The 1,581-nt window shown below is 51.1% G+C and carries 1 protein-coding gene; it reads left to right on the forward strand.

Annotated features, from left to right (window positions below):
- Positions 1-232 precede the first annotated feature (232 nt).
- Positions 233-1,540, forward strand: a complete 1,308-nt coding sequence (locus ACTF5Z_RS12150; protein ID WP_438985864.1) for a spinster family MFS transporter — start codon at positions 233-235, stop codon at positions 1,538-1,540.
- The last annotated feature ends 41 nt before the right edge of the window (positions 1,541-1,581 follow it).

The raw sequence follows: 1,581 nt of genomic DNA on the forward strand, positions 1-1,581 counted from the left end.
TTTACTTCCCTGTGGCATGGACGCTTAGCGTCCCTCGCTCGAGAGAGCTAAGCGTCATTTCGAAGATTATTACAGGCAAAGTGAGTCTACGTTTTTTGTAAATGAAACCGACTCTTATCTTCGTTGCCACGCTGCCGCTAAGCTTTTAAGGCGGCGAATCTGTTTTAAGCAACGACATCAGGGGTTTGAGTAAGGCGATGAGGCCCGATGGTCGGTCTTACGAGGGAAGTTAATGAATAGGCTGATGCCATCCGATAATCTTGCCTTGGCCACACGTTACTGGACCTTGGCCTTGTTGACAGGCGTTTATGCGCTCAGCGTTCTAGATCGTTACCTTCTTGGTATTTTATTACCTCAAATTAAACTCGAGATGACCCTTTCAGATACCTCGCTGGGTTTGCTTAGTGGTACGGCATTTGCAATTTTTTACGCGACTCTGGGGCTTCCGATCGCGCGTTTGGCAGATCGTAGTAGCCGCAAGACAATCATTTCGTGTTCGCTGCTCATGTTTAGTTTGATGACGGCAATCTGCGGTACAGCAAAGAATTTTGTCACCTTATTTATTGCTCGAATGGGGGTAGGCGTTGGTGAGGCCGGCACCAGCCCATCATCGTACTCGATGATTTCCGATTTGTTTGAAAAAGATCAACGCTCAACTGCGATGACGATTTTCTTTATTGGCGGCAACGTAGGGCTGCTCGCCGGCTTTGTTGCTGGAGGCTATGTCGCCGCACAATATGGATGGCGAGAAGCTTTTTTGGTGGCCGGTATTCCCGGTCTCGTGCTCGCGCCACTGCTTTTTCTGACATTGCGCGAGCCCAGCCGGGGGCTCTCCGATAACTTGACCCATTCGAACCCGTCCACAAAATCTTCTCTGACGGAATGTATTCGATTTGTCTGGAGCCAAGCGTCTTACAGACATCTGATTATGGGGCAGGGGATTCTGCTGGTCGTTATGAATGGGGTGGTCGCATGGTTACCTTCATTCTTGGCACGGTCGCACGGCATGGCTGCAGATTCCGTTGGCCTGCAAATGGGACTTGTGCTGGGTTTGGGTGGACCTATAGGGATGCTTGTCGTGGGGCGTCTGGCTGATCGATATACCCGTCTCGATTTGCGATGGGGTAGCTGGGTCGTGGCTATTGGCTGTTTGGTTCTGATTCCTGGCTATATTTTGGTCCTCGTGGCGCCCAGCGGAACTCTTGCGATGGCCGCCTTTTTTATTCCTGCTCTGATGGGATCTTTTTTTGCGGGTCCTACTGCAGCATTGAGCCAGGGTTTAACCCCTCCGCACATGCGCACTACATCGGGCGCCCTGTTTTTGATGATCACCAATTTAATTGGGCTCGGATTAGGGCCTTTAGGTTTTGGTCTATTGAGTGATGCCTTAACTGATTCACTTGGCAAAGAAAGTTTGCGTTACGCCTTAGGGCTCGCGCCCTTGTTAGCGTTATGGAGCGCTTATCATTATCTCTGTGCAGGGCGCATGTTGGAGGTCGGGGTACTGCGAGCCGAGGGGCATGGTCAATCCCTTACCTAAAAGTGGGGCGGCTTAGAGCGAGCGAAATAGGCGAGCAGTGG

Origin of the sequence: Aequoribacter sp., assembly GCF_965659035.1 — a bacterium.
Classification (GTDB): domain Bacteria; phylum Pseudomonadota; class Gammaproteobacteria; order Pseudomonadales; family Halieaceae; genus Aequoribacter.